Raw genomic sequence first — 24,826 nt, 5'->3', positions numbered from 1 at the left:
CTGATGCGTAATCCATTATTCTTTATTAAAAATTAATTCTAAAATTTAAAACAATGAAAAAATATATCATCACAGCAGCTTTATCATTATTCTCAATCGTTTCATTATCTGCACAATCTAAAAAGGATGCTCAGGTTTCTAAGCTCTACCAAAATTATATTGCTATCAAATCAGCGTTAGCTTCAGATGATGTGGACAAAACTTCAAAAGCTGCAACAGAATTTATTAAAACAGCTTCTGTTATTGATTATAAAGTAGTTTCAGAAGGAAACCTTAATATTCTCAGAAAAGATGCTTCTGCCATTTCGGATGCAAGAACTATTGCTACACAAAGGGAAACTTTTTTAAACCTTTCAGACAATATGATTGCTCTGACCAAGGAGTTTAAACTTTCTGAAAAACCAGTCTACGTTCAATATTGCCCAATGGCAGACGGAAGCTGGCTAAGCGATGAAAAACAGATCGTTAATCCATATTACGGAAAGTCTATGCTTACATGCGGAAGTGTAAAGTCGGAGATTAAATAATTTCCGTACTATTCTTTAAAATAATGAGTTGCAGAGTTTAAGTTGTAATTAACTTTAAACTTTGCGACTTCTAAAAAGTTCGAAATATTATGAAAAAGCTGATAATGTTTCTGGTACTTTTATTCTCCGTATTGACTTTCGCTCAAACTACAAAAAACGTTTATACTTGTCCGATGCACCCAGAAGTGGTGTCTTCCCAACCTGGAGACTGTCCGAAATGCGGAATGACTCTGGAGAAGAAAACTGTTGCTGTAAAGTCAAAAACAGTAACCAAGTCGGAAGCGAAATCAATAACAGAAGTAAAAGGAAAATCTTCAGAAACAAAAAAAATACAACCCCATTCTCAAATTACCTATGCATGTCCAATGCATCCGGAAGTTGTTTCAGACAAACCAGGAAAATGTCCTAAATGCGGGATGGAACTTGAGGAAAAAGAAAATCATTCTTCTACAGATAAACCCAAAGAAGAAGGTTCTGTTTTGAAAAGAAACTCTGAAAACGGGAGAATTACTTTTGGAGGTAAAACAGTTCGTTATGACCTTTATGTAAAAGATACCATTGTTAATTTCACAGGAAAAAACAGAAGAGCAATTGCAATCAATGGTAAACTTCAGGCTCCGACTTTATATTTTACTGAAGGAGATACTGCAGAGATTTATCTGCACAATATGCTTAAAGAAAATACAGGACTGCACTGGCACGGTGTGATTCTTCCCAACGAACAGGACGGAGTTCCTTATCTTACCACCAAGCCTGTAAAACCTGGAGAAACCCATTTATATAAATTCAGAATTTCTCAAAACGGAACGTACTGGTACCATTCTCACGAAGCACTACAGGAACAGATAGGAATGAACGGTATTCTGGTCTTCAAAAAAAGAGAAGGAGAACCAACAATAAAATACAATGCTGATATTCCGGTATTACTGGGAGACTGGAGTGATGATGATCCTATGCAGATTGCGAGAAGGCTTCATATGGCGAATACAGACTGGTATGCGGTAAAGAAAAATGCTGTACAGAGTTACTGGGAAGCAATTAAATCAGGAAACCTGGGAACAAAGGTATTGAATGAATGGAAAAGAATGGAAGCCATGGATGTAAGTGATGTCTATTACGATAAATTCTTAATTAACGGAACTCCAAGCTCTGATTATTCTAATTTAAAAGCTGGCGATAAAGTAAGATTAAGAGTTGCCAACGGAGGCTCATCTACCTATTTCTGGCTGAATTATGGCGGAGGAAAGATAAAAGTAGTGGGAAATGACGGAAATGATGTAGTACCGATAGAAGTTGATCGTCTGATTGTCGGAGTTTCCGAAACATATGATATTGAGGTAATCATTCCAGAAAGCAAAAGTTTTGAGTTCAGAGCGACTTCTGAAGACAGAATAGGACATGCTTCCCTTTGGCTGGGATCGGGTGAAAAGATAGAAGCTCCCAATCTTCCAAGGTTGATGCTTTTTGAAGGAATGAAAATGATGAACGGTATGATGGAAATGAGTGGAAATATGAAACCGATGAATATGACGATGGGAAATCAAATGATGGATATGAACGAAGTGATGTATCCCGAATTATCTGAAAATCAAAGAAAAACTACTGCAAAGCATATCAATGAGATGATGGGAGTGAAAACCAAAGAAGATAAGAAAGAAGATCATTCTCAACACTCAGGAATGGAGATGAAGGAAGAGAAAACAATCAAGAGGCTGTCTTATAATATTTTAAAGTCTCCTGAAAAGACAATTCTTCCTACAGACAGTATTCGGGAAATGAAATTTACGCTGGAAGGAAATATGAACCATTATCTGTGGACGCTGGATAATAAAACGGTAACAGAGACGGATAAAATTCTGATCAAAAAAGGAGAGGTTCTTAGAATTAAACTTTATAATAATTCCATGATGCGTCACCCGATGCACCTTCACGGTCATGATTTCAGATTAATTAATTCAAAAGGAGAGTATTCTCCATTGAAAAATGTAGTGGATATCATGCCGATGGAAACAGTAACAATAGAATTTGCTGCTAACCAGGACGGAGACTGGTTCTTCCACTGTCATATTCTATACCATATGATGGCAGGAATGGGAAGAATTTTCAGTTATGAAAACTCAAAACCCAATCCACAGCTTCCGAACAGAAAAATGGCCTGGAAAAACTTCATACAGGATAATAAAATGACCAGTTCTATGGCAATGCTGGATTTAGCAAGCAATAAGATCCACGCAGAAACAATGACGATGTTTGGACCTAGATGGGCTAATCTGAATGAGTTTCATACCAACTGGAATTTTGATCATTTTGAAGGAAGTGCAAAAGTAGGACGTTTCTTAGGAAAATTTCAATGGGCATTACCTTATGCAGGAATTAGAGTGCAAAAAAATCATGAGATTATGGAGAGACAGATGGCAGAAGATCTCGGAATGGAATTTCATGGGAAAAAGACCTGGTTTGGACAGCAGAAGGCCTCAAAAAATAGATTTGCATTCATTGTTGGTATGCAGTATGTATTGCCAATGCTGATTACTGCTGACGCAAGTGTTGATCAAAACGGAAAAGTGTTATTGGAGCTTAGCCGTGAAGATATAACGCTTTCCAGAAGGCTGAGAGGAAATTTTAGCATCAATTCAGATGGAGAATTTTCTACAGGACTTCGGTACATTGTTCAGAAATGGTTATCCCTTTCCGGAAACTATGATAAAGAAATAGGCTGGGGTGCAGGTGTTACTTTAACTTATTAAATTTAACTAAATTATATTAAAAAAAGCTGTCTCATTGAGGCAGTTTTTTTGGTTAGGTAAATGCTTGTATAAAGAATTTTTTTGTAAAGAATATATGATTCTACAAATGATATGAGTTTATGTAAAGACAAAAGCCACCTCATTTTCACGAGATGGCTTTATGTAATATATAGGATGCTTTTATTTAGAAGCTCCTACTGCTTTTTCAGTCTTTACTGGTGTATAAGTAACTTTTGAAATATCAACCGTCATTTCTTTCAGACGTTTTGCCACATTTTCAGGCATTTCTTTCTGATATCTTCCTCCGATTACTTCAGCAAGGAATTTTTCGGTTTCAGCATACATCGCCATACTGTTCACAGGTTTACGGAATCCGTGGCCTTCATCATCAGCAAGAATGTAGTTTACCTTTTTACCTTTATCACGAAGAGCGATGACAATCTGATCCGCTTCAGCCTGCTTTACCCTAGGATCATTAGCTCCCTGAACAATCAATAATGGTTTATTGATTTTATCTACACTGAATAATGGGCTTGCATCATGCATACGTTTTTTACCTTCCTCCGTTTTAGGATCACCTACCATACCATAAAGGAAAGCACGTGCAGCTTCCCAGTAAGCAGGAACAGAATCCAGTAACGTAAATAAGTTACTTGGTCCTACGATATCTACTCCTGCAGCATATACATCCGGAGTGAAAGCCAGACCGGCAAGTGTTGCATAGCCACCGTAGCTTCCTCCCATAATCACTACTTTATTTTTGTCTGCAATTCCCTGATCGATCAGATATTTTACGCCCCAGGTAATGTCATCCTGCATCAGTTTTCCCCATTGAAGATCTCCACCATTCTGGAACTTTTTACCATATCCGCCACTTGCTCTGAAGTTAGGCTGAAGCACGGCGTATCCTCTGTTGGCTAAAAACTGTACGGTTGAGTTATATCCCCAGTAATCTCTCGGACCTTTCGGGCCTCCATGAACCAACACCACTACAGGAACATTCTTACCAGATGAACCTACAGGTAAAGTCAGGTAAGCCGGAATTTCAAGTCCGTCACTACTTTTGTAGCTGATAGGAGTCATTGCTGCCAGATACTTTTCAACCTTTTTCAATTCTGTTCTTGGGGTATACTGGAAAATCAGCTGTTTTGTCTTGGCGTCGAAGAAATACGCTTCTGAAGCATATTTATCACCACCCACAGAAACCAGAAACTTAGAATAATCATTGGTAGAACTTGCAAAACCGACCTCTCTTCCAGGGAATTTACTTTGCAGGAATTTGTAATTAGCTTCCCAGGCTTTATCTTTCCAGTAATATTCTGTTTTATCTCCTGTGTAAGAGGTGTAAATCATTTTTCTTGTATTTCTGTCCATAAATAGTCCTCCGAAGTCCACTTTATCTTTAGGATCACTTTCTATTTTTGTAATTTGTTTTGTTTTCGGATCCATCAGGAATAGTGCGGATTTATCCAGATCTCCTTTGTTAGTTACCAGATAAAACTTAGAATTGTCTTCGTTCCAATTGGAGATATAAGCACTTTCCGTTACCAATGTTTCGTAAATGGGAGTCAGTTTATCACCTTCTTTATAAAAAAACTGGGTAGTTCCTTTATCATCCGTTTTGGAAAGAACTCTCAATTTTTCATCCCAGTCAAATTCATAGCTTGTGATACGGTCTGTATTTTCATAAATCTTTTTCAGCTCACCTGTAGAAATTTTCACCGAATATAGATCATGCCATGCTTTATCGCGGTTATTCAATCCAATCATCAACAAATCAGGATTTTTTCTGCTTGCCAGATAAATACTTGCAGTTACGTCTTTAAGCGGTGTAATATTTCTGGATTCAGGAACTCCTTTTGTTACTTTTGCCATTGGATCTACTGCAAAAATATTCATGTTTTCATCACCGTTATTATCTTTTACATACAGAATGTATTTTCCGTCTTCTGTCCAGAAATATCCATTCAACGGGCGTTTACTGTTTGTTAAAGGACGTGCTTTCTCAAAAGGCTCATCAATTTTTTTTACCCAGATATTCATAATCCCTTCATATTCTTTTGTAAAGGAAATCCATTTCCCATCGGGACTCAGTTGTCCTCCGGAAATTTCCGGGTTACCAAAGAATAAAGCTCTGTCCAGTACCGGGACTTCCTGAGCTTGTGCCGTATGAACTCCTATGAGCAGGAGCAATACATAAAAAAATTTTTTCATGTTGTTAATTTTTAGTTGTTATTAATAAATTGTTGATGATTTTTTAATTTTTTCCTTTAAACCTAATTTATCGAATATCTGCATTGCATTGACGGCCATCATAATTCCTGCTCCTACCGGTTTTATTTCAGGCGCAGATTCATAGATCGTGAAATCATACTGATGCTGTTTCAGTACATTTCCGAGGATAAGTCCTCCGATTCCGGCTCCGATAATAGAAATGGTGCTCATAAGTTAGGACCTGAATTTTAATTTATAAACTTAAAATATAACTCTCCGACACTTTTTTGAAACCGTACTTACTGAAAAAGTTGTGAGCGCCATGATTGTTGACTCCACTTTCTAATAAGATAAAACTGATATTCCAGCTTTTAGATTCATGAATAGCTTTCTCCAGCAGTTTACTTCCAAGAGACTGGCCTCTCACTGACTGATCCAGAAGCATATCCTCCAGAATGGCATACTTTTTAAATGGACTGTTGATGAGGTTGAAAACCATCATACCGACAATTTCTCCATTTTCATTTTCTGCAACCAGAATATTCAGTTTGGAACTGCCATCGGAATTAAAATCGGTGATCAGCTGTTCTGTCAGGATCAGTTCAAGATCAGGATTCCAGTGGTGTGAGTCTATGGCTCTGCCGGACATCATTTCGCCATGAGAAATATAAGCATCTGTTTTATGCGTAATGAAAAAGTCTACAAGTTCTTTCACGCGGCTTTTATCGGTAAGCCATTGGGTAGTATATTTCATGAGGTGATGGTTTTTATTTCAGATTTTTCAGCTCTTCCAGCAGTTTATTCTGTTTATTGATGAATTGATTGAGACTGTCTGTTTTCAGAGGATGGGCCTTTTGATATTTTTCAATTTCAGGAAGTGTTTTTCTGATTTTGAATACAAGGTATTGATCATGAAGTGTGGTCCTGTTTGCTTTTATTTTGGCGATGAGGTCTCTGATCGTCTGTGTTTTTACATCATATTTTTCAGCGCTTGCTTTTATCTCTTTTTCAATTTGTTTCTTGGTAATGGAATCTGTAATGGAACCGGATAATACAGTCGCATCATTATAGTATGTTTCCGATTTTTGAATAACATCATCATATTCCGAAATGGAGGTTTCCGTTTCCTTTTGAATATTTTCTATTCTTAAGTCAAGATCCTGTAAAGTTTTATCATTTTTTATAAGCTCCAGATAGATTTCCTGAACAAGATTTCCTTCACGTGAGGAGTATCTGGTATTTTTTTTAATAGCACCGGAAACTGAAGATTCAGCATTGTCAACTGCATTTTCTACCACAGGAGCGTGCTGCGATTTGTTTTCACTGCAGGAAAATAGAGACAAGGCAAGGATAGAAGCGAAAAGTATTTTTTTCATAGTATGTTTTGTTTTAGTTGAAAATCAGCATCATATCCAAAGCTATTAAAGTTAATCATTTCAATGCTAACGCAAGTGGATTAAAGGATATGATTTTAATTAGTTGAACAAACCCTGAAAAATGTTACATGAATAAAAAAACGGAGCCTGAAAACAGACTCCGCCTATAAAATTTTTTACGCTAAAATTATTTACCCAGATAAGATTTAAGAATCTTGCTTCTGGTATTGTGTTTTAGTCTCTTAATTGCTTTTTCTTTGATCTGACGAACTCTCTCTCTTGTAAGATCGAAAGTTTCACCAATTTCCTCTAAAGTCATTGGGTGTTTTCCGTTCAGTCCGAAGTACAATCTTACCAGATCAGCTTCTCTTGGCGTCAAAGTATTCAATGCTCTTTCAATCTCGATTTGCAGAGATTCAAGCATCAGATCTTTATCAGGACTTGGAGATTCTCCTGAACGTAATACATCATAAAGATTAGAATCTTCACCTTCTACCAAAGGCGCATCCATAGACAGGTGTCTTCCGGAGTTTTTCATAGATTCTTTGATATCTTCCTCGCTCATGTCAAGAACTTCAGCCAATTCTTCCGGAGAAGGTGGTCTTTCATTTTCCTGCTCAAGGTGAGCGTATGCTTTATTGATTTTGTTGATAGACCCAATCTTGTTCAATGGTAGTCTTACAATTCTTGACTGTTCAGCCAATGCCTGTAAAATTGATTGACGAATCCACCATACTGCATAAGAGATAAATTTGAAACCTCTAGTTTCATCGTACCTTTTTGCCGCTTTCATTAATCCTAAGTTACCTTCATTGATCAAATCGGGTAAAGAAAGACCTTGATTTTGGTATTGTTTAGATACAGATACTACGAAACGAAGGTTGGCTTTGATTAGTTTCTCAAGTGCGGCTCTGTCGCCTGCACGTATTCTTTGTGCCAATTCTACTTCCTCGTCCGCAGTGATCAGTTCCACTTTACCAATTTCCTGCAAATACTTGTCTAATGAAGCAGTTTCCCTGTTGGTAACCTGCTTAGTGATTTTTAATTGTCTCATTTATTTTATCCTCAAAAAAGAGTTACTATAATATATACGTATGAAAAGGTAAAAAGGTTACACAGGATTTAATATTTTTGTGCAAAGTATACTATAAAATGTATTAATGATTTTTTAATAACAGATTAAATAACTGATAACTAAATTGTTGTGTGTTTTGGTTTATCATTTAAAAAAATAAATATAAATTCTAAAAGAGGTAAGTTCATTTACAAACTTTATAATTTCCCCAAATCCTAAATCCTAAATCCTAAACCCTAAACAAAAAAAACGAAACCGAAGTCCCGTTTTTATCTCTAAGAGTTATATTTTAAATTGTTTTGGGTTAAATAACCCGAGCTTGCAACCCGAAATTCTACTTAGAAAAGTTCATTCAATACTTTTGCCAGTCTCAATCCTCCGTACAACAATTGTCTTTCCATCGTTTCATTGAACTTGTACTGATAGTCGTAAGATAGCTTAGAATCGTTTGGAGTCTGTGCATAGATTTTGTTGGCGATTTTATGAGAATCATACAACCAGTCTTCCAGTGTTCCGGATTGAATCTGTGCTACTTCTTCTTTAGATTTGATATCTAAAAGCTTGGAATATTCAGTGTAGCTGTATTTTTGAGAATCTACTAATTTCCCATCCCATACAGAGTGTAAATTGGTTTTTTCCCCGAAATAGGTAACGTTGATTTTGTTTCCTCCTAAATCTTCCGCTCTCCCTACGTGAAGTGGCTGTGCAAGATCTCCCATAATGTGGATGAGGAAGATTAAAGCAATTTTTCTGTCTTTTTCAGAAGTGTTTTTGTCTTTGATCTGGCTTGACAATATATTTACCTGAGTGTAAAGACTTGGTCCTGCCTGTGCTTTTAAATTTTGTTCAAAAGCTTTAAAATCAGTCATCGGATCAATGTTTACATAATGCCATGATGAAGCCTGCTTCCATGCACCTGTAGTATCAGATTTAATGAAATCCGGCCAGTTTGCCCAGTAAGCCAGACGCTCTTTTCCCATGATCTTTTTAATCTCTCTTCTTGCTTTGCGGGAAAGGTGGTTTTGTGCAATATCTGCAATCACTCTGTGTCCCGTTAATCCCCACGCATAAGAATAAAGTGAAGAGGCCATGAATGCTAAAATCAGAATTTTAGAATAAATACTTTTCATTTTTTAATAACAATTTTCAGTCTGCAAAGATACGGCCCACTTTCGGAATGAGCATGCTTTATCCTGAATTTATTCCATATGATGATGTTAATAAAATTTAATTTAAATAAAAGAAGCAATTACAGTAGGTTTGACGCTTGGATTTTTCCGGTAATAAAGGTAACAGGATAGAACAATACGGATTACAGTTTAAAATCTGAATCACAATCTTACACTTTAAATTTTAAACCTTGAACTTTAAACTATAAATTAAAACCCTTTAATCGATTGATTCTGAATAGTTAATTTTAAATAATAAAAAACAAATAAATAGGGTATTTACCGTATTTTCACGGAATTTGTAGAAAATTATTCCTATTACTGTCAATAAATTACTACTTTTAGAATAAAATTGTTGTAAAAATATTTTTTCAAACTTATGAGATATATTATCTTTACAAGTCATAATCAGAGGAAACACTATGTATGAGAATAATATTGTAGATATGCATTACAATAAGCTGCAGACAGACTTTAAGGCTGAAGCTGTAGCTGTAAACCTCTTGAAATACCACCGTGCGGTAAGTAATATATTCATTGAGCGTGTCGGTGTGAACGACCGTGCTTACCTAAAAGACATCAAAAGTATTTCAAGCAGTTATTTAGGATTTGATGAGGAAGTTTTTACGATAGAGAGCTACAGAGAAGGTATTTACGACTATCTTCCGGAAGGCTTATTCCATCCACCGTCTCTGGGAGCTTCCAGAAAGAATGTAGATACGGTGGTAAGGGAAATCAGGAAGCAGAAAAGGGTAGAAGATGATGCCCGTAAGTTTTTCCGGCCTTTTGAGCTGGAAGTATTCTTTACGGAAATCAGTGCTTTGCTTAAAGAATCAGAATTTGATATTACAAGCAGCACCGATTCTTTACTGGACACAGTAAGTGAACTTTGGCCCATGATCAAAATGCTGGATAAGCAGAGTGCCTATATTTTTATGCACATTTTACCTTTTTTCCATCAGATCAGAGGAGATAAAAGATGGTTTGAAAGATGTTTGACTGCTTTTCTGCAGGTACCGGTACAGGTTACTTTTTCACCTAATATTATTGACGGAATCGAGAAAAATGATGATTCCATGTTACTGGGAAATTCAAGATTGGGAGTCACCTATATTCCAAGCGGACCTCATATGGACGGGCAACGAAACTGGGTGGTGAACATTGGACCAATTCCTTATGGGGATATGAAGAAGTATATTCCGGGAAGTCCGTTCAGAAATGTGCTTCAGTCATTGTATGACTATTTTCTTCCTGTAACAGTGGATGTGGAAGAGAATTTTGTCACAGAAAAAGAGGAATATTCATTCAGTCTTGAAGACGATGAAAGAAATGCCAGCCGCCTTGGATACTCTACATTCCTCTAAATTATTTTATTATATTTACAGCTACCAACAAAGTATAAATTCGAAAAGAAACAAATGGAAATTTCTTCAGTAAAAGGTATTTTTTTAAGGTATATCTTAATGCCTTTAATCGCAATTATTATGATGGTTATACTCGGTGTAATCAGGAGAAATAAACCTGCGATCAAAATTAAGGTGATCATTATATATGTACTCCTTTGCAGTTTGTGTCTGGCTATCCCGGGCGTTTTTGGATTTGCAGGGAACCTTTTTAATCCGTACTGGTATCTTATTGCACAGGTGATCTATCTTATTTTTGGGATTATTCACGTGAACTTACTGCATAAATATTTCAAAAAGCACATCGATTCTCTGGCAATGAGTATTCTGTTTGAGTCTATCCTTTCATTAACGTGTATCGCTTTGGGCGGATATCTTTTCACCCTGATCTTCAACTGGATGAGTAAAGGTACAGGATATGCTGTGATGGCAGCAACAAGTATGGTGATCTTTGTGGTTCCGATGGTGTTTTATTACTGCTATATTCAGTTTATCAGTATTCCTTTTGATATTTATAAAACATGGAGATATTCACCGGAGCAGAAGCTTCCTGATTTTGAAGGGGCAGATTTTGACAGATTAATGGTCCTGAATGTTGAACTGAGCAAAAAACTGGAAGATACCAACCGTTTCAGAATTAAAGCGAAAACACTTCCTACAGGGGTTACTTTCGGAGATTGGTTCTATAGAGTAGTAGATGATTACAACCACAAAAATCCAGGTTCCATTATTCATCTTTCAGACGAAGGAAATGAACCTTATTACTGGATCTTCTACACTAAAAAATCGTTTTTCAGCTTTAGAAAATATATAGATTTCGACCACGACATTACGACAAACAACATTTCTGAAAATGAAGTGGTGATTTGTAAGCGAGTTATTCAGCATGAAGAGGAGGGAGTCAAAAGAAAATCATAAACACAAAAAATTAAAAAGTATTAAACATGATACAGCCTATTAAACATTTTGCAATCAATTGGGTGGACGGGATGAAGGTTTCCCAGAGACACCTTAATGATCAGGATAATTTCTTAATTGATACCATCAGAGATTCCAATTCCCTTGGAATTACTACATATAACTACGGGCTTTTACCTATTTCGAACGAATTTACAGACCGTACCATTTTTGACGTTCACAACACGGCAACCAATGATGTACAGCTTGTAATTAAGCGTTGCAGCGCTGTGACAATGGCAGGATACCGTATTGAACTCACAGACAGAAGGATCAGCGTGAAATCATTGGCGAAATCAATGAATGAAGAACAGGCTGATGGTGAATATTATATTCTGATCTCTGTAAATCCTTTTGATAAAGTACCTTTTGGAGATATTGATCCTGAGGAAATTCCGCCACGCCACCCGAATGCACAGCCGAATCACCATATTGAACTGCTTCCCGTAACGTCTTTGAACAGCAGCTATTCTGGAGGAAATTATCTTATCATCGGTAAGGTAGATTTAAAAGGAAATATTGCTCAGGTGGATTCTAACTTTATTCCGCCTTGTACTTCTGTACAGAGTCACCCGGCTTTGGTGGATTATTACAGCAGCTATGCTAAGTCTATCGGAAATCTTCAGCAGTATGCTTTTAAAATTATTCAGAAAGCATCCCATAAAAATCAGAATACAGCATTGGCACAAAACGTTAAGTTCTTGTGTACTACCATGGTGAATACTTTTGGAGATATGTATTTCCAGTTCAGAAATGTTACCCCTTGGCAGCCGCCTGTATTTTTAATTGAGTCTTTTGCAAGACTGGCGCTTCATTTATACAATTCAACCCAGCTTCTTGTTCCTGCAGAACTGGAGGAAATGCTGAACTACAGTTTGGAATGGAGTGAGATTGCCCCTCATACCTTATTGAACCAGCTTTCTATTGTAGCAGAAACGAATTACGATCACCATAATTGTGGTGAACCATTGCTTTACATTCAACAGATGTTGAGAAGCCTTGAAATTATCTTCTCTAAACTGAGCGAGCTTGATTATATCGGTCAGAGAAAAGAAAATATCATTGTTAATGAGCAGGAAGTTTCCACAAACACGAATCCAAAAAGAGGTTGGAGTGTTTTAGATTAAAATTATTGAGTAAAAATAGAGTCCCGGATGAAAATTCGGGATTTTTTATAGGCCTATTTAGAAAAAATTAAAAGTAAATTTGTTGTAAGGATTGATAAAAATGAATTTAGAGGTTATAAGACAGGATACTCCGGGATGTTCGGATAAGATATTTTTAAACAGTGCAGGGGCTTCATTAATGCCTAAATCTGTTGTGGAGACTACCATTAAGTTTTTATATGAGGAACAGGAATCGGGAGGGTATGCAGCAGCGGTACGAAACCCGGGTATCATCAATCAGTTTTACGAAGAGACTGCAAAATTGATTAATACAAAACCTTCCCATATTGCATTTGTAAGCAGTTCTACAGATGGATATGCAAAAGCTTTATCTAGTATTGATTTTAAAGAAGGAGATTGTATCATTACTACTAATGATGATTATATATCCAATCAGATTGCTTTTATTTCTTTACAGAAAAGGTATCATATTGAAATCATCAGAGTGGCCAATCTTCCTGACCATGAATTGGATCTTGAAGATTTTGAAAATCTGATCAAAAAGCATAATCCCAAATTAATTGCGGTTACTCATATTCCTACCAATTCCGGTTTAATTCAGAATGTGGAAGGAGTGGGGAAGTTATGTAAACAGTATGATGTTCTGTATCTTGTGGATGCCTGCCAGTCTGTAGGGCAGATCGTGGTGGATGTAGAAAAAATCCATTGTGATTTTCTGACGGCAACCGGAAGAAAATTTATGCGAGGGCCCAGAGGAACCGGATTTTTATATGTTTCGGATAAAATATTGAACCAGAAAATGTATCCTCTGTTTTTAGATAGTTTTGGTGCTCAATGGACAGCATTTGATGATTTTCAGCTCCATGACACTGCTAAAAGATTTGAACTTTTTGAAAGACCTTACGCTGCTTTAGCTGGATTTGCAGAAGCTTTACGTTATGCCAATGCAATAGGAATGGATCAAATTGAGAATTACAACCGGAAATTGACCGATACTTTAAGAATTAATCTGCAGAATAATGGTTTCAGAGTTCTGGATAAAGGGAACAGATTAAGCAGTATTGTGACTTTCTGCCAGGCAGATGGAAAGGTTGAAAAGATTCATAAAGCTTTGAGTGATCATAATGTGTTTTTTAAGGAAAACCGCAGACAGGATGCATTAATTGATTTTACGTTTAAAAATGTAGACCATGCGATCAGATTATCCCCTCATTACTTCAATACCATGGAAGAAATTGAAAAAGTATCACAACTTTTAGAAAATAGTAATCATTAATATGATGGTTTAAAAATCGAAGCGCCCTGGCATTCGCCAGGGCGCTTCTAATTTATTTTTTATTCAGAAGATCAAGTGTATGTTCTACGTGCCCGCCTCCTTTCCATTCATCGTGTCCGGGGATAATCAAAGTTGCCTGTGAGTATTTGTTTTTCAGTTTTGTCATGGTTTGAGGCCATTGGGCAACATTGGCTTCTCCCGTATACCCAAGATCAACAGCTGCTTTGCTCTTGACAAGACATCCTCCGTCCAGTATTTTATATTTGGGAAACCATACCACTACATTATCGGCAGTATGTCCTTCCCCAAGAAAGTCTACTATAAATTCTTCTCCACCAATACGATAAGGTTTTCCTGTTTTAATAAGTTCAGTAGAAGTTGCTTTTCCATCCTTCTTCAAAAGCTCATTGGTTTTAGCTGTAGCGTAGGTTTTGATCCCTTTCTTATTATAAAAGCTTAAATCTCCGGCTCTGTCTTCATGCGAATGAGTTGCAAATACCGCAATAACAGGAAGGTTATGTCTTTTCTGAATAGTATCCAAAAGACTTTGATACTGTGTTTTCTGCCAAGGGACATCGAATAAGACAACCCCTTTTTTGGTCACCAGATAAACAGCATTGGTAGAATATTCTTTTCCTCCGAATACTCCGAAAGTTTTATAAATATAAAAATTGGGCTGAATCTGTGGTTCAATGACAAAATCTCTTACCTGAGTGGTTTGAGCCGTTGCCAATGGACTGAATAACATCGAAATAATAAAAAACGGAATGCTTTTTTTCATAATTTTTTTAAGTAATAATTAAAGGTTGGGTATTTGTCGGAAAGACAAAGTCTATAGAAAGTTTTGCAAACCTAGGTAAAAATAAATTTTCGGGTATTTAGGAAAGGAGAGTTTAACCGTTTTTTAACAGTTTGAGGAATAGAGTAAAAGTAGATTTATATGAATATCAAACCTAACAGGTTTTTAAAACCTGTTAGGTTTATTTGGGATATAACATTAAGTAAAGTTTCGCTGTAAGCTTAAAATCAGAATGATACGTCTTAACTATACTTTTCTCCTTAAATTTCTTAATCGTTTAAATTTTTAAAAGCCTAATTTTTTTAATGAAGATCTGTTCAGTTTATTTTTTCAGTGGTAATGGTTTATTTCTTAACAAGTATTTTCTCAGTAGCTTTTTTGCTTAGAATTTCTGTTTTGCCCTCAATTTCTATCGTCATGGATTTATCAAAACTTTCTATTTTTACAATTTTCACTTTTGTATCGAGCAGCAATTTTCTGTCGTTCAGATATGTCAGAAAAGCATCATCAGAAAGGGTAACAGAAGCAAAAGTTACATTTTCTCCTGGTTCACAACTGCTTAATTTTTGTAAATCCTGAGCGATAATATTACCATCTTTATCAGGAATAGGTTCTCCATGAGGATCGAATTTAGGATGATCCAGAATTTCGTCCATTTTATCAAAGAAGATTTGAGAATGCACATGCTCAAGCTGTTCTGCTATCTCATGAACGTTTTCCCAGCCGAAATTCATTTTCTTAACCAGGAACATTTCGGTAAGCCGGTGTTTACGAACCACCAGGGCAGCTTCACGTCTTCCACTTTCTGTAACGATTAAGGGTTTGTAGGTTTCATAAATGACCCACTTTTTTTCCGCAAATTTCTTCATCATATTATTGACACTCGGCATTTTTACATTTAAAAATTTGCTGAGCTCATTAATCGTAACCTTTCCTTCATTGTCAACTAAATGAAACAAAGCTTTCAGGTAATTCTCCTCTGTTAGGGTTGTTTTCAAAATGTTAGATGATTTTCAGTACAAATCTAACAAAATAAAATGAAAAGTTGACTCTTGTTATTCTAACTTTTTTTACTTTTACTCTATGAAATTTTCATTCAAAAACGATTATTCTGAAGGCTGCCATCCTAATATTTTACAGGCCCTTTCACGGTATAATCTTGTACAGCAGGCTGGCTATGGAGAAGATGAGTATTCATTAAAAGCGAAAGCATTAATTAAAAAAAAAATCAGCAATCCGGATTCGGAAGTTTTTTTAGTTTCTGGAGGAACGCAGGCTAACTTAATTGTTATTTCTGCAATTCTAAAACCTTATCAGTGTGTAATATCTGCTGCTCCCGGGCATATTCTGAATAATGAAACAGGAGCTATTGAAGCTACAGGTCATAAAGTACTTAGCATTGAAACGGCAGATGGAAAAATAAGACCTTCAGATATTGTTCCAATTTTAGAAGGACACAGTAATGTGCCACATCAGGTGATGCCTAAACTGGTTTATATTTCCAATTCTACAGAGCTGGGAACAATCTATCAGGCAAAAGAACTGGAAGAACTTTCTGCATTTTGTAAGGAAAATAAATTATACCTGTTTATGGATGGGGCAAGGCTTGGTCATGGACTGACAGCAGAAATCAGTGATCTTACCCTGGAAAAAGTAGCTGCTCTTACCGATATTTTCTATCTTGGAGGAACTAAAAATGGAGCTTTGATAGGAGAGGCAATCGTAATTAATAATCCGGTGCTACAGGAAGATTTTGCTTTTAATATCAAACAAAAAGGAGCGTTATTGGCAAAAGGAAGACTGTTGGGAATTCAGTTTATGGAACTCATGAAAGACAATCTGTATTTTGAGCTGGCACAACATGCCAATCAGCAGGCGATGAAAATTAAAAAAGCGTTGCAGGAAAAAGGAACGGCTTTTCTTTCCGATACCTATACCAACCAGATTTTTCCTATTTTAAATAACGATCTTATTGAGGTATTGTCTGAAAATTTTGAATTCTATGTCTGGAAAAAAATAGATGAAAATTTTTCAGCCATTCGTCTTATTACTTCATGGAGCACAGAAGATGAAGCTGTGAACCGTTTTATTGAAATTATTGAACAGAATTAAGATAGAATGAAAAGGCTGTCTCAAAAGTCCACTAGTGGATTTTTGTCATTCTGACGAAGGAAGAATCTCTATGACAAACAACTACATGAGATTCTTCACTACATTTTATTTCGTTCAGAATGACACTTTTGAGACAGCCTTTTTTTATTTTATAATGAATTATTTTTTCAAAGCTTCGTTGACTATTTTACAGTCTGCAGGTGTTAGCTTCTGTCCGTCTTTATAACTTATCTTTTTCTCATCAGCATATTTAGATTGTCCGTCTTCTTCTTTATGATCACCAATACCTTCCGTCAAAACATTATCCTTTTGAAGGAAGTAGATATCTCTTTTACTCTTTTTACCTTCAGAGCTGAATTCATAAGTTAGTTTCAGGGTATCTCCGGATTTGAAACCCGTTAGATCTCCTTTTGAACTATCTTTTTCACTGTTTTTATAAGATAATTTTCCGGTGATTGTTCCTAAATTGTCATCAATAGAAGCAAAAACACTGTCTTTCCCTGTTGTTCCGATATAACAGAACGATTTTGGTCCAAGAGTATCTATTACAGGTTCTTCCACAGCAATGGTATCTGCTTCTACTTTGGGAGCCGGAACTTCAGTTTTCTTATTACAATTGATTAAAAAAGCTGATACAGCGCCCAATAAGATTAATTTTTTCATATCCTTAATTGTTAAAAATCAAATTTCTATTCTGCTAAAATAATAATAGTATTTGTATATTAAAAGTCCTGAACTCTCAGAAAAATGTAAAAACGGGTGAAATCTCACATGAATAAAGGATTTTAAGAGAATAGTAAAATTGGAATGGTGCACCAAAAAGCTACTTAAAGAAGTTCTAAATGAAAAAGCAGGTTACCAAATCATTACCATGTTTTTCAGGTTTTGTTTTTTTAAAGTAATTATAATTCAGTGTTTTGCGTTGTGTTTCGTGCGGTCTCGTAACTCAATTAAATTTAATTTTAACTATAGAAACATTGAGTTATGGAAAGTTCAAAAAGGTCAACTTTTAAGTTATTATTTTATCTTAAAAAAAACGCACCTAAGAAAAATGGCACAGTAGCTATTATGGCGAGATTAACCATTAATGGTAATATCTCTCAATTTAGCACTAAGTTGGAAATTAATCCCCTACACTGGGATTTAAGATATGGAAGGGTAAATGGTAAAAGTAGGGAGGCAGTAGAAACCAACCAAAGACTTGATAAAATAAGAGTCCGTATAGAGCAGTGTTATTCGAGGATTTTAGATAAGGATGGTGCTGTATCTTCTGAAAAACTGAAAAATACTTTTCTAGGTTTAGATAGTAATGAACTTACATTGTTGCAATTCCTGGATAATTTTATCGTAGACTTTAAAAAGAAAGTAGCTAGTGGTACACGATCCAAAGGTACTTGTTCCACGTATTCTATACTTCGTAACAATTTAGCTGGTTTTATTATGTTCAATTATACCAAAAAAGATATGTTCTTAAAGGAAATCAATTGTGCTTTTGTGCAGGATTTCGATTATTATATGCGTAATGAAAAAAAGAACTGTCACAATACAATATGGGCATATATGGTATCATTAAGAACGATTGTAAAGCTGGCCATCAGCCGAAAGTTGCTGTATGATAATCCTTTTGTTGAGTATAGCAATATTCGTAAGGATGAGGATAGAAGTTACCTCATGAAAAAAGAACTGGAAGCGCTTATAGAATATCAGCCTATGAAAAAAAATATCGAGTACATAAAAGATATGTTCTTATTTAGTTGCTTTACCGGGCTATCTTACAGCGATATTAAAAGATTGGATAAAAGACATATACGCGAATTTTTTGATGGTAATTTATGGATCATTCTTAGGCGTAAAAAAACAACAATATCATCCAATGTTTTATTGCTTGATATTCCTAAAAAGATAATTGCAAAGTATGAAGGTACTGCAAAGAACAGTCTCCTCTTTAGTATGGTAGGCAACTATCAATGTAATCTTAATCTTAAAAAGCTAGCCGAGGAAGTGGAATGCCTTAAAGGGAAAAAAATATCCTTTCATACAGCACGACATACCTTTGCTACTTTGTTTTTAAGCGAAGGTGTACCATTGGAAAGTCTTAGTAAAATGATGGGGCATAAAAATATAACCACCACCCAGATTTATGCAAAAATCCTGAATGAGAAAGTGGGTCGGGATATGGAAGAAGTATCTCATAAATTTAAGGAGTTGGAAGCTGCTTTTAACTCGTAAGATTTTATGATATATCATTTTCTTTTGTAATTATTTTCCAACAGGTTCAAAATATCTGATTCCTTATATAATATTTTTCCCTGAATTTGTACAAAAGAAAATATGTGATCGTCCCGGTATTGTTGAAGTGTGCGCCTGCTAATATGAAGTAAGCGACATACTTCATCACCGGTTAAATATTTTTCTTCCTGATGGGAAGGCCTTAAATATCTGCTGATTTGTTCAATATGTTTTTTAATAGCATTCAAATCTTTAAGCCATGATAAAATTTCTTCGGTAGCGTTTTTTATAGATTGCATACTTTTAATTTTTTGATTGAACTAGTGCGATAACGTCATCATACTTAAAATAATTTTTCCTACTGATGCAGGTACATGGCAATAGACCTTTTTGCTTATAACTTTGTAGGCTTCTTTTACTAATATTCAAAAGCTGACATACCTCCTGATTATCCAGCCATCTATTTTTACTATAGTTGGATTGATATGGTGCAGCTATTTCTGAAAGCAATTTGTTAAGCCTCTGGATTTCATTATTCAAGGCTTCGTAGGCATTCTTTTCTATGAGTATAAATTCCATAATTCAATTTTTAATTATGAAGCTATGGGACTGTTGAAAATAAGTATTCAACCTGTCTTTCAATTGCAGTAGTAGGTTGTGAATGGCTCCTTTGGGTAATCTGTAAGATGTTATAAAAAAGCAGATTAATCAGATCAATATTTACAATAAAACCTTATTTAATCGTTTATTGCAGTTTGCATGATCTACTGGTCATTTTTGTAACCAATTTCACATTTTTTGAACATGTGGATTCGGAAATTAAAGTTTGAGGTCTTTTTATGCAGTACATATATATGATTAGGCTGCACAGTTGGATTATTAAAAAGTCAAATTGCCTTTTTGGGAGCCCCAACGGATGATTTCTCGAATTATTTTAAGGAAGATTTATTGCGTATAGAAAGTATATACCAATATTTTGATTCGGCGTATGAGCCGTTTTGATTCTAAAATTTATGCTAGTATTGATTTTTATAAAATACGTCTACATGTAAATTTATTCTTTAATCTCTAAGGCTACTAATAGGTTTGGTGTGCTTTTATTAGTTTTAATAAATATTTTCTATAATAAGCCTGCTAAAGTAATATTAGTGCCTTCAAAAGGCTGCACACAAAAGCGTTTATACTTAAAGAGACCGGCGATTATTTAGTATGCTGGAGAAATCATGCCTGTGTATCTTTTGTAACAACAGTAATTTCCCCAGTATATTCAATATAAACACTTCTGATTAAATTTAGATCATCAGTTAAAGCAGATTTCCTGATCCCTTGCATTATGTCTTCTTTGCAGATCTGAGCTCTGGACATGTTAGCATGCAAAAATTTACCATCATTAAAAACTATTATTTTCTCCCCATCCACAAGTTTGTTAAAAGAAGGACTTTTACTTTTCATCCAACTTACAAACCTATGAAGAAGTACGATTGCTAGACAAGTCACAATAACAGGGATGAAAGGTGAGGCACCCACCACTGCCCGGCTTAAAATGGCACCTAAAAGGATTACAATGATATTATCCAAAGGAGAGCCTATACCAAAAGACCTCCGACCGGAAATACGGATCAGTATCAATGCCGACATGAATACCGTTATACCACGTATACCCATTTGAAAACTATCTAGCGAAGTATCTATGTTCCAAATTTGTTCCAGAATATCCATGACTAAGTTTTTAATGTTGATAACCCAAATAATATGGCAAAAGCTGTTAAATGCATAAAATTTAAATGATTAAAGAGATTATAATTCCACATGTTCTATTGCATCTTCTATAGATTTAAACAATGGAATAGGATTGTCTGATTTTAATGACAGAATCTCTGACAGATTTTTCCCATCTTGAGATAAAGAAAGACCGCCTTTTAATATCATTTCGTTATTATTAAATATCGCTTTGCTAATTTCGGAACCTGCCCATCCGGTGGCTATAAATTCATCTAATTATAGAAAAACAGGAGCTGTATCTATTTGATAATACAAATTTACAGTTGGTATTTTTATTAAATTTGCCAGAATTATTATATAAAACGCCAAAATGAAATGTGGATTATTGGAAAAAATAAAAGGGGAGTTTGATGATGAAATTAATATCGATGCTTATGTCTGGTATGAGAAAGATTGGACACATGATGACTATGATCACGCTCACCAAAGATATCAGCTGACTTATGTTGAAGAAGGGTATCAATATTTTCACATTGAAAATAAAATCTATCTGGTTCCACAAAATCACTTAATCTGGATCCCTTCAGGCAAAAAACATCATACTCAGTCGGAAGCCAGTACAGTTAATCTTATGGTGATCTTATTCAAAACGGTTTTTGACAATGATTTTTATAATAAAGTACATGTTTTTGCAGCGCCTCCGGTTTTGAGAGAAATGTTGCAATATGCTTCAAAGTGGAATAAATTATTGGAGGAAGATGAAGAGCAGGGATATTTCCTGACAGCTTTATTGAATAGCCTTCCTCATTTCTGTACAGAGAAAGCAGGTTTACAAATCCCGATTCCAGCTGACCCAAGACTACTACCTGTATGTAATTATATTAATAAGAATTACATGGAACAGATAAATATAGATGACTTAGCTGATATATCCTTAATGTCTGTAAGAAGCCTTCAGCGTATATTCAAGCGGGAAACAGGTATTACTATCCAAAAATATACGCAGCTGATTCGTATTTTAAAAAGTATTGAACTCATTAATACAGGACAATATACTCTAAGTCAGATCGCTTTTATGATTGGTTATAAAAGTCTATCGGCTTTTACCAACTCCTACTTTGGGATTATGAAAGAAAAGGCATAAATTATTTAAAAATATTAAAATTCTGATTCAAACAAAGAAGATTTTATTCTTTTAATTTGATACATTTAAATATCCTTTGGTATTGTTAACTCACTTTAGTAGGTTCGGATTGCTGGAAAATTCTTTGTAAGTATACACATTGTAAGGATAGATTTTCTTTGCCAGTATTTTAGAAATAACACTACTGATGAATAAAGGAAACAGTAATAGATAGCCAGATGGTACTATACTGGAAATAATAAACATGGCAGTAAGAGGGGCATGAATAGCTGCGGAAAGCATGGCAGCGGCTCCAAATAACGCAAAGTTAATAACCACAAGATGAGTACCAAAATAATGGTTGCAGAATTGGGCAAAAAATACCCCTAAAAACGCACCTGTAACAATACTCGGGGCAAATACACCGCCGTCACCGCCTGCACCGAGAGTCAGGGAAGCCGCCAATGGCTTTATGAAGATGAGCAAAGCCAAGGGAATTAAATACGCGAGATTAACAATTTCCGACGAACTAGATTCGAGGATTTTACCAAGTCCATCATAACTGTCTCCATATAAAGCTGGAAGAAAAAAGATAAATACCCCAACAGCTATGGCACCTAAATTTACGCGGATGAAATTGTTGTTAATTCCACCAAAAAATGTTTTTGCGTAGATGACAATTTTCGTAAAATAAAGAGCAAGTATACCTCCGATTAAACTTAGTATCATAGCAAAAGGTATGGATTGCCACCGCCAGTCCTGTATCTTAAATGTAAATAGTGGAGTATAGTCATAAAAATGTATGAATAGATGAGCTACAATCATCGAACTTATTCCGCTGATCAATAAGGTTTTAGTGTATTTACGTGCAATAACTTCAAATGCAAATAGGAAACCGCCCAGCGCGGTCCCAAAGAGTACGGTTACACCCGCTATAATACCTGCACATATCAGTTCCGTCTTATAGGCCCATGCACTATGCAAATGTTTGTAGGCCTGATTACCAACTGTTGCAGTGGCAACTACTGTTGATACTTCCACTCCTGTTGATCCTCCTAAAATTACCGTTAAAAAGCCATTAATGAAATGAGAAGGTATTTTAAAAAATGGAAGATGATCTTTTCTTGTTTCCAGGGTTGTATATATTTCCTTAATTCCTTTATTTTTTCTGTTCTGAAAGAAATATTTACGTAGGAAATAGATGGCTGTAATGCCTACACTTGGTAAAAAGATTAACAATTTGTTTTCCGTGGCTATAATTTCTTCAAAGAGATATTCCTGTACCTGTCCTGTCAAATGTTTTAAAGTATAAGCTATAAGACAACAGATGATACTAACGATAATAGATATCCCGATTAATTTGACATAGCTGGATCTTATTATTTTCTTTCTATATGCTGTATTGCCCTGCATAACTATTTTAGTTTTAAAGAAGATGTAAAGGTAATGGTTATTTTTTGAAATAGTAAAAGTTGCTTTTTACTATATACTATCTGTTTTTATTATAATTTAATCTGCTTTTATTTAAACATTTCAGATGAAATTTAAATAAATCACTGATTCATAAACTGAAGGTCCAACCGATCAAGGCAACGATATACTTAATTTTTGTTTTACTTATCAATTCTGTCTCTTTGCAACGTTGGAATTTTAGATAACTGTTAAAAATGGATGTTTTTTGAGTTTGTGACGGATAGTAGATTGGTACTGCCCATTAATGGCACAACTGAACTATCCACTAATGATTACATTGAAATATTTGCACAACGTTATACAGGTTTAACAGGCGATATCGTAGTTCCTAATATGGCTGTAACTATTAAATAATAGTTATGTTTTGTTGAAAAGCCTGATATCTATTCTAAGAAAGCGTTAAACGCAATTAATTAATTAATAGTAAAATTGGGGCATCCTGCAGATTTGGCAATAACTGACAAAATCGTTTGGTGAAGCACTATATTTATAAGTAAAACGATCAACCTGCAATACCATCGAGCAGTTCCTGTTCACGGACCATAAAGGATAGAAAAGGGAAGATATATCTGGACTTTTACAGAACAGACCGCATGCTACCGTCGCAGCAGCTTATTCTGTCCGTCCGAAACCCGGTGCTACAGTTTCCATGCCACTTTATTGGGACGAAGTTAAAAAGGACTTGAAGATTGCTGATTTTCATATTTTCAGTGCTATAGAAAGAATGCAGAGCCAAGGAAATATTTTAAACCGATATTAGGTAAAGGAATTAATCTAAAAAAAATAGTGAATCAATTTTCTGATGAAATTAGGTAAAGGGAAATACTTGGATGAGGTATTCTTACATGGATAATTTTATTAGAGTATAAGAGAGTCAAGTAGCAGAACGAAATAATCTGAAACTTAATAATGTAAGCTTCCCTTTAGGAAAGCTTACATTTGGATGCAAATTATGATGATTAATATAACTCATTGCAAATTTAAAGCCTGATCATTGTATAGTATATGATTGCAATCACAAGCGCGGGATATATTTTCTGATTTTTATGTATTTAGGTTATTATATTGTGAATTGTTAATCTTTGAGACATAAATTAATTGCGTTTTCAGTTAAATTTGTGTGATTGTTACCTTGTCCTTTCATTATTTCCGATTAAATAACAACCTCATCCGTAGTCGCTGTCATAATCTCTTGTTGACAGAACGTTATGCTACTATTAGACCTATTTTTCACAGCAGTTAAATTTTACAGACATTACTTCACTTATAATTACAATGAGATTATAATTACTATGTCAGATCAATTACGCTGGGAAGACGAGGACGGTTTGTAGAGCTGGCTACTATATATGTCCAGTTAGCAGCAGATGATGCCAGTTTTGCAACAGGTCATATTTATGGAGCAGCGATAAGAAAATGACAGCCGTGGTTCTACACATACAAAGGAAAATTTTCCTTAGGAAAAGTTCAAAAATAAAAAGCTGATCTAACAAATGT

General features: G+C 35.2%; 23 protein-coding genes. 10 read left to right on the top strand and 13 right to left on the bottom strand.

Annotated features, from left to right (window positions below; all coding sequences use genetic code 11):
* Positions 1-53: 53 nt before the first annotated feature.
* Positions 54-527 carry a DUF3347 domain-containing protein gene (locus DEU39_RS06205; protein ID WP_120231320.1) on the top strand — a complete coding sequence of 158 codons (474 nt, stop codon included), beginning with the start codon at positions 54-56 and terminating at the stop codon, positions 525-527.
* 89 nt (positions 528-616) lie between these two features.
* Positions 617-3,274, top strand: coding sequence for a multicopper oxidase domain-containing protein (locus tag DEU39_RS06200; RefSeq protein ID WP_228436671.1), 2,658 nt, complete (start codon positions 617-619; stop codon positions 3,272-3,274).
* A 180-nt stretch (positions 3,275-3,454) separates the two neighbouring features.
* Here DEU39_RS06200 and DEU39_RS06195 read toward each other — a convergent pair whose 3' ends face one another.
* The 6 genes from DEU39_RS06195 to DEU39_RS06170 form a co-directional block, all read right to left on the bottom strand.
* Positions 3,455-5,488 (bottom strand): S9 family peptidase, encoded by a 2,034-nt coding sequence (locus DEU39_RS06195; RefSeq protein WP_120231319.1) that lies wholly within the window; start codon positions 5,486-5,488, stop codon positions 3,455-3,457.
* Between the two features lie 21 nt (positions 5,489-5,509).
* Positions 5,510-5,719, bottom strand: a complete 210-nt coding sequence (locus tag DEU39_RS06190) for an FAD-dependent monooxygenase (protein WP_228436669.1) — start codon at positions 5,717-5,719, stop codon at positions 5,510-5,512.
* Between the two features lie 22 nt (positions 5,720-5,741).
* Positions 5,742-6,242, bottom strand: a complete 501-nt coding sequence (locus tag DEU39_RS06185; protein ID WP_120231318.1) for a GNAT family N-acetyltransferase — start codon at positions 6,240-6,242, stop codon at positions 5,742-5,744.
* 13 nt (positions 6,243-6,255) lie between these two features.
* A complete protein-coding gene (locus DEU39_RS06180; protein WP_120231317.1) occupies positions 6,256-6,864 on the bottom strand; it encodes a hypothetical protein in 609 nt (202 codons plus the stop codon).
* 187 nt (positions 6,865-7,051) lie between these two features.
* Entirely contained in the window at positions 7,052-7,918 is an 867-nt protein-coding gene (locus tag DEU39_RS06175; protein WP_002979276.1) for an RNA polymerase sigma factor RpoD/SigA, read from the bottom strand.
* 359 nt (positions 7,919-8,277) lie between these two features.
* Entirely contained in the window at positions 8,278-9,069 is a 792-nt protein-coding gene (locus tag DEU39_RS06170) for a S1/P1 nuclease (RefSeq protein ID WP_120231316.1), read from the bottom strand.
* A gap of 461 nt (positions 9,070-9,530) precedes the next feature.
* Between DEU39_RS06170 and DEU39_RS06165 the strand changes: the two genes are divergently transcribed.
* From DEU39_RS06165 to DEU39_RS06150, 4 genes are all read left to right on the top strand, one after another.
* Positions 9,531-10,472, top strand: coding sequence for a type VI secretion system baseplate subunit TssG (locus tag DEU39_RS06165; RefSeq protein ID WP_062674851.1), 942 nt, complete (start codon positions 9,531-9,533; stop codon positions 10,470-10,472).
* Positions 10,473-10,526: 54 nt separating this feature from the next.
* Positions 10,527-11,429: a TssN family type VI secretion system protein gene (locus DEU39_RS06160; protein ID WP_062674849.1), complete on the top strand. Its 903-nt coding sequence runs from the start codon at positions 10,527-10,529 to the stop codon at positions 11,427-11,429.
* A gap of 26 nt (positions 11,430-11,455) precedes the next feature.
* The gene (locus tag DEU39_RS06155; protein WP_062674847.1) at positions 11,456-12,595 is read left to right on the top strand and encodes a hypothetical protein; all 1,140 of its coding nucleotides are present in this window, start codon (positions 11,456-11,458) and stop codon (positions 12,593-12,595) included.
* Positions 12,596-12,695: 100 nt separating this feature from the next.
* Positions 12,696-13,871 carry an aminotransferase class V-fold PLP-dependent enzyme gene (locus tag DEU39_RS06150; protein WP_228436668.1) on the top strand — a complete coding sequence of 392 codons (1,176 nt, stop codon included), beginning with the start codon at positions 12,696-12,698 and terminating at the stop codon, positions 13,869-13,871.
* A gap of 52 nt (positions 13,872-13,923) precedes the next feature.
* On the opposite strand, the gene blaIND is transcribed toward DEU39_RS06150, so the two are convergent.
* Both blaIND and DEU39_RS06140 read right to left on the bottom strand, forming a co-directional pair.
* A complete protein-coding gene (gene blaIND, locus DEU39_RS06145; protein ID WP_062674843.1) occupies positions 13,924-14,652 on the bottom strand; it encodes an IND family subclass B1 metallo-beta-lactamase in 729 nt (242 codons plus the stop codon).
* Positions 14,653-15,014: 362 nt separating this feature from the next.
* A complete protein-coding gene (locus DEU39_RS06140; RefSeq protein ID WP_062674841.1) occupies positions 15,015-15,668 on the bottom strand; it encodes a metal-dependent transcriptional regulator in 654 nt (217 codons plus the stop codon).
* Between the two features lie 85 nt (positions 15,669-15,753).
* Here DEU39_RS06140 and DEU39_RS06135 point away from each other — a divergent pair, with 85 nt between their 5' ends.
* Positions 15,754-16,782, top strand: a complete 1,029-nt coding sequence (locus DEU39_RS06135; RefSeq protein WP_120231314.1) for a threonine aldolase family protein — start codon at positions 15,754-15,756, stop codon at positions 16,780-16,782.
* Positions 16,783-16,941: 159 nt separating this feature from the next.
* Here the strand turns inward: DEU39_RS06135 and DEU39_RS06130 are convergent, their stop codons facing one another.
* Positions 16,942-17,445, bottom strand: a complete 504-nt coding sequence (locus tag DEU39_RS06130) for a hypothetical protein (protein WP_120231313.1) — start codon at positions 17,443-17,445, stop codon at positions 16,942-16,944.
* A 321-nt stretch (positions 17,446-17,766) separates the two neighbouring features.
* Between DEU39_RS06130 and DEU39_RS06125 the strand changes: the two genes are divergently transcribed.
* Positions 17,767-19,011 carry a site-specific integrase gene (locus DEU39_RS06125; RefSeq protein WP_120231312.1) on the top strand — a complete coding sequence of 415 codons (1,245 nt, stop codon included), beginning with the start codon at positions 17,767-17,769 and terminating at the stop codon, positions 19,009-19,011.
* A 14-nt stretch (positions 19,012-19,025) separates the two neighbouring features.
* Here the strand turns inward: DEU39_RS06125 and DEU39_RS06120 are convergent, their stop codons facing one another.
* The 3 genes from DEU39_RS06120 to DEU39_RS06110 all read right to left on the bottom strand — a co-directional run bounded on the left by DEU39_RS06120 (position 19,026) and on the right by DEU39_RS06110 (position 20,730).
* A complete protein-coding gene (locus DEU39_RS06120; RefSeq protein WP_062674832.1) occupies positions 19,026-19,310 on the bottom strand; it encodes a helix-turn-helix domain-containing protein in 285 nt (94 codons plus the stop codon).
* A 4-nt stretch (positions 19,311-19,314) separates the two neighbouring features.
* Positions 19,315-19,590 carry a helix-turn-helix domain-containing protein gene (locus DEU39_RS06115; RefSeq protein ID WP_120231311.1) on the bottom strand — a complete coding sequence of 92 codons (276 nt, stop codon included), beginning with the start codon at positions 19,588-19,590 and terminating at the stop codon, positions 19,315-19,317.
* Between the two features lie 642 nt (positions 19,591-20,232).
* Positions 20,233-20,730, bottom strand: a complete 498-nt coding sequence (locus DEU39_RS06110; RefSeq protein WP_120231310.1) for a DUF421 domain-containing protein — start codon at positions 20,728-20,730, stop codon at positions 20,233-20,235.
* Between the two features lie 373 nt (positions 20,731-21,103).
* On the opposite strand from DEU39_RS06110, the gene DEU39_RS06105 reads away from it, so the two are divergent.
* The gene (locus tag DEU39_RS06105; protein WP_120231309.1) at positions 21,104-21,877 is read left to right on the top strand and encodes a helix-turn-helix domain-containing protein; all 774 of its coding nucleotides are present in this window, start codon (positions 21,104-21,106) and stop codon (positions 21,875-21,877) included.
* Positions 21,878-21,967: 90 nt separating this feature from the next.
* Here the strand turns inward: DEU39_RS06105 and DEU39_RS06100 are convergent, their stop codons facing one another.
* Positions 21,968-23,269, bottom strand: a complete 1,302-nt coding sequence (locus DEU39_RS06100) for a chloride channel protein (RefSeq protein ID WP_120231308.1) — start codon at positions 23,267-23,269, stop codon at positions 21,968-21,970.
* 625 nt (positions 23,270-23,894) lie between these two features.
* Between DEU39_RS06100 and DEU39_RS24825 the strand changes: the two genes are divergently transcribed.
* On the top strand, positions 23,895-24,089 hold the full coding sequence (locus tag DEU39_RS24825) for a hypothetical protein (protein ID WP_341456377.1): 195 nt from the start codon (positions 23,895-23,897) through the stop codon (positions 24,087-24,089).
* Positions 24,090-24,826 lie beyond the last annotated feature (737 nt).

The sequence above is a fragment of the Chryseobacterium sp. AG363 genome (assembly GCF_003610675.1).
In the GTDB taxonomy this organism is placed as follows: domain Bacteria; phylum Bacteroidota; class Bacteroidia; order Flavobacteriales; family Weeksellaceae; genus Chryseobacterium; species Chryseobacterium cucumeris.
The sequence above is the reverse complement of the archived record's forward strand: the minus strand, read 5'-3'. Positions and strand labels throughout refer to the sequence as shown.

What these genes read in the sequence shown, in the direction of transcription:
- DEU39_RS06205 (WP_120231320.1), top strand. Translation starts at nt 54, where the DNA reads ATGAAAAAATATATCATCACAGCAGCTTTATCATTATTCTCAATCGTT.
- DEU39_RS06200 (WP_228436671.1), top strand. Translation starts at nt 617, where the DNA reads ATGAAAAAGCTGATAATGTTTCTGGTACTTTTATTCTCCGTATTGACT.
- DEU39_RS06195 (WP_120231319.1), bottom strand. Translation starts at nt 5,488, where the DNA reads ATGAAAAAATTTTTTTATGTATTGCTCCTGCTCATAGGAGTTCATACG.
- DEU39_RS06190 (WP_228436669.1), bottom strand. Translation starts at nt 5,719, where the DNA reads ATGAGCACCATTTCTATTATCGGAGCCGGAATCGGAGGACTTATCCTC.
- DEU39_RS06185 (WP_120231318.1), bottom strand. Translation starts at nt 6,242, where the DNA reads ATGAAATATACTACCCAATGGCTTACCGATAAAAGCCGCGTGAAAGAA.
- DEU39_RS06180 (WP_120231317.1), bottom strand. Translation starts at nt 6,864, where the DNA reads ATGAAAAAAATACTTTTCGCTTCTATCCTTGCCTTGTCTCTATTTTCC.
- DEU39_RS06175 (WP_002979276.1), bottom strand. Translation starts at nt 7,918, where the DNA reads ATGAGACAATTAAAAATCACTAAGCAGGTTACCAACAGGGAAACTGCT.
- DEU39_RS06170 (WP_120231316.1), bottom strand. Translation starts at nt 9,069, where the DNA reads ATGAAAAGTATTTATTCTAAAATTCTGATTTTAGCATTCATGGCCTCT.
- DEU39_RS06165 (WP_062674851.1), top strand. Translation starts at nt 9,531, where the DNA reads ATGTATGAGAATAATATTGTAGATATGCATTACAATAAGCTGCAGACA.
- DEU39_RS06160 (WP_062674849.1), top strand. Translation starts at nt 10,527, where the DNA reads ATGGAAATTTCTTCAGTAAAAGGTATTTTTTTAAGGTATATCTTAATG.
- DEU39_RS06155 (WP_062674847.1), top strand. Translation starts at nt 11,456, where the DNA reads ATGATACAGCCTATTAAACATTTTGCAATCAATTGGGTGGACGGGATG.
- DEU39_RS06150 (WP_228436668.1), top strand. Translation starts at nt 12,696, where the DNA reads ATGAATTTAGAGGTTATAAGACAGGATACTCCGGGATGTTCGGATAAG.
- blaIND (WP_062674843.1), bottom strand. Translation starts at nt 14,652, where the DNA reads ATGAAAAAAAGCATTCCGTTTTTTATTATTTCGATGTTATTCAGTCCA.
- DEU39_RS06135 (WP_120231314.1), top strand. Translation starts at nt 15,754, where the DNA reads ATGAAATTTTCATTCAAAAACGATTATTCTGAAGGCTGCCATCCTAAT.
- DEU39_RS06130 (WP_120231313.1), bottom strand. Translation starts at nt 17,445, where the DNA reads ATGAAAAAATTAATCTTATTGGGCGCTGTATCAGCTTTTTTAATCAAT.
- DEU39_RS06125 (WP_120231312.1), top strand. Translation starts at nt 17,767, where the DNA reads ATGGAAAGTTCAAAAAGGTCAACTTTTAAGTTATTATTTTATCTTAAA.
- DEU39_RS06120 (WP_062674832.1), bottom strand. Translation starts at nt 19,310, where the DNA reads ATGCAATCTATAAAAAACGCTACCGAAGAAATTTTATCATGGCTTAAA.
- DEU39_RS06115 (WP_120231311.1), bottom strand. Translation starts at nt 19,590, where the DNA reads ATGGAATTTATACTCATAGAAAAGAATGCCTACGAAGCCTTGAATAAT.
- DEU39_RS06110 (WP_120231310.1), bottom strand. Translation starts at nt 20,730, where the DNA reads ATGGATATTCTGGAACAAATTTGGAACATAGATACTTCGCTAGATAGT.
- DEU39_RS06105 (WP_120231309.1), top strand. Translation starts at nt 21,104, where the DNA reads ATGAAATGTGGATTATTGGAAAAAATAAAAGGGGAGTTTGATGATGAA.
- DEU39_RS06100 (WP_120231308.1), bottom strand. Translation starts at nt 23,269, where the DNA reads ATGCAGGGCAATACAGCATATAGAAAGAAAATAATAAGATCCAGCTAT.